Source organism: Chamaesiphon sp. OTE_20_metabat_361 (assembly GCF_031364565.1).
Window position 1 is genome coordinate 1 of sequence record NZ_JANLWO010000747.1, and the last position, 2,450, is coordinate 2,450.

The 2,450-nt window shown below is 45.2% G+C and carries 1 protein-coding gene and 1 pseudogene; both read right to left on the reverse strand.

Annotated elements, in window-relative coordinates; genetic code table 11:
• Positions 1-204 (reverse strand): annotated as a pseudogene (locus tag RMO35_RS21245) (protein kinase); the annotation flags it as partial.
• Positions 205-396: 192 nt separating this feature from the next.
• Positions 397-2,058 (reverse strand): VWA domain-containing protein, encoded by a 1,662-nt coding sequence (locus tag RMO35_RS21250; RefSeq protein ID WP_309744013.1) that lies wholly within the window; start codon positions 2,056-2,058, stop codon positions 397-399.
• Positions 2,059-2,450 lie beyond the last annotated feature (392 nt).

Below are 2,450 nucleotides of genomic sequence, written 5' to 3' on the forward strand. Positions count from 1 at the left end.
GACTTCGCGCTGATAAGCATCGTAATCACTCCAAGTATTGCCAGTAGTCGCAAACTGAAATTGCTTGATAACTACAGGTAGATTGCTATTGAGATCCTGAGCTAGATAAGTAACTCTACCACCATAAACATTTTGACCCAATACTCGATCGATCTGATAGCCTTGGGCTGATAAATTTAGAAAATTTTGGTTGTAATGATTCATCTCGCCATCTGATTTAATTTTCTTCTATCTAAGAGGGTGTTTGAAAAGTCTAATTGCTTCGTTCATGGTGGGTAAATCCCCCTAATCCCCCTTAAAAAGGGGGACTTTCGGATCCGGTTCCCCCCTTAAAAAGGGGGGCTAGGGGGGATTGCTAGGGTTTGCGAGTGCTAATCTGTACTTTTCAAACATCCTCTAAGATTTAGTAAGTTTTTTACTCTTCTCAACCAACCGAATAAATTCCGCTCGATAACCATCGAGATCGGCACCCTTCGATTGATTTGCCAACTCTAACACGCTCCCAAAATTACTACTGCCCTTATAAGGAGAATTGCGTAAATTCATCCCATAAGCCGTCACAGCCGCCGCAAACTTGAGATTATTAGAAGCTGTATCGATTGGCTTCGCGATCGAGTTTTCTACCTTGCCAGTTAAGAGTTCGGAAGTATCCGATTTAGGAGCCTTATAGCGCAGGCGGACTTGCATCAATTCGGTACTATTAGCTGCAATTTGAGTCTCCTGATCCGCCGCAGTTCGATCGACAGGTGTCGCAAATTTGAGATCGGTCTTCACGCCGACGGGAATCACCTCATAGAGGGCTGTAACCGCATGTCCGGCTCCCAGCTCGCCAGCATCTTTGTTATCATCCTTGAAATCTTTATTCTCTAGGACGCGATTCTCATAGCCAATCAGCCGATATGCTTGGACTAGTTTGGGATTGAATTCGACTTGGATTTTGACATCTTTAGCGATCGTCAATAAGGTCGAGCCAAATTCTTTCACCAATACCTTTTTTGCTTCCATGATATTATCGATATAGGCATAGTTACCATTACCTTTATTGGCTAACTGTTCCATTTTGGCATCTTTAAGATTGCCCATTCCCAAACCGAGGACGGTGAGAAAGATCTTACTCTGACGTTCTTTCTCGATGAGTTTAACCAAACCATCATCACTATCAACGCCGACATTAAAGTCGCCATCTGTCGCTAAAATCACGCGATTATTACCAGCTTTGAGAAAGTTTTCCCGCGCCACTTTATAAGCCTGAATAATTCCTTCGCCGCCAGCAGTCGAGCCGCCAGCTTCTAATTTATCCAGCGCCGCAATAATTTTACTTTTCTCATTACCAGGGGTAGAGGGTAAAACTAAGCCAGCACTACCAGCATAAACGACAATCGCGACTCGATCGGTCGGGCGGAGTTCGTTGACTAATAACTTGAGCGAAGCTTTGAGCAAGGGGAGTTTGTTGGGTTCTTCCATCGAACCAGAAACATCGAGCAGGAAAACTAAGTTATTCGGCGGTAACTTTTCCATGCCAATTTTTCTCCCTTGCAAGCCAATTTGCACGAGTTTATGCTGGGGATTCCACGGTGCGGTAGCAACCTCAGTATTAATCGAAAATGGTTTATCTCCCGTCGGTTGGGGATAATCATAAGGGAAATAATTCACCATTTCCTCGATGCGCACGGCATCTTTGGGCGGTAATTGTCCCTCATTGATAAATCGCCGGACATTGCTATAACTAGCCGCATCCACGTCGATCGAGAAAGTTGAGAGCGGCTGTCGATCGGCAGTGTAAAATTGATTATCCGCGATCGATTTATAGCTTTCGTCAGTAGCTACTTCTGGTGGTGAAAACCCAGTTTGAGCGGCTTCCGTCGTATCCATCGAGCTACCTGTCTTGCTTTCTAGTCCGGCAGCACTAGGAGTACTAGCTGTTTGGGTGGAAGCGCCACTAGTCGGCGCAGATGATTTTTGACTGCCAGCACCGCAGGCGGCAAGGTTGCCTAGTAAAACAACGAGGCTGGTATAGACGACTATCGATCGATAAGCCGAGCGAGTAGAATCAGACATAATTAAGTTGGTGCAAATAGGTAGTGGACTTGTGTGAGTCGCGACTACTTCATGGCAACTGCCCGAAATGAACAAGGGTGCAGGGGGCAGCATCCCCAGGAGTTTGAGTATACCCTTTACTACCGTCACATCTGCGACGATTCCCGAAATATTCAAGCTAAATATAAGCTATGCAGCTATCCGAATACTTATTCGGATTATTAATTTATTTGGCAACGTTATTTTTTCATAGGCAACGATCGTGAAAATATCGAATTAATTTTTACGATCCTTTACCAGATTTTTCAACAACTCCTGAAGTCGATCGACCTGCTGCGGTTGTGCGCCATATCGCCAAGCTGTATAGGCTTGAGAGATTTCCGCAACCGCGAGACTCGTGGCTGCCGATCGAG

Bases quoted from the DNA above. Each gene is read 5' to 3' on its own strand.
- RMO35_RS21250 (WP_309744013.1), bottom strand. From the start codon at position 2,058: ATGTCTGATTCTACTCGCTCGGCTTATCGATCGATAGTCGTCTATACC.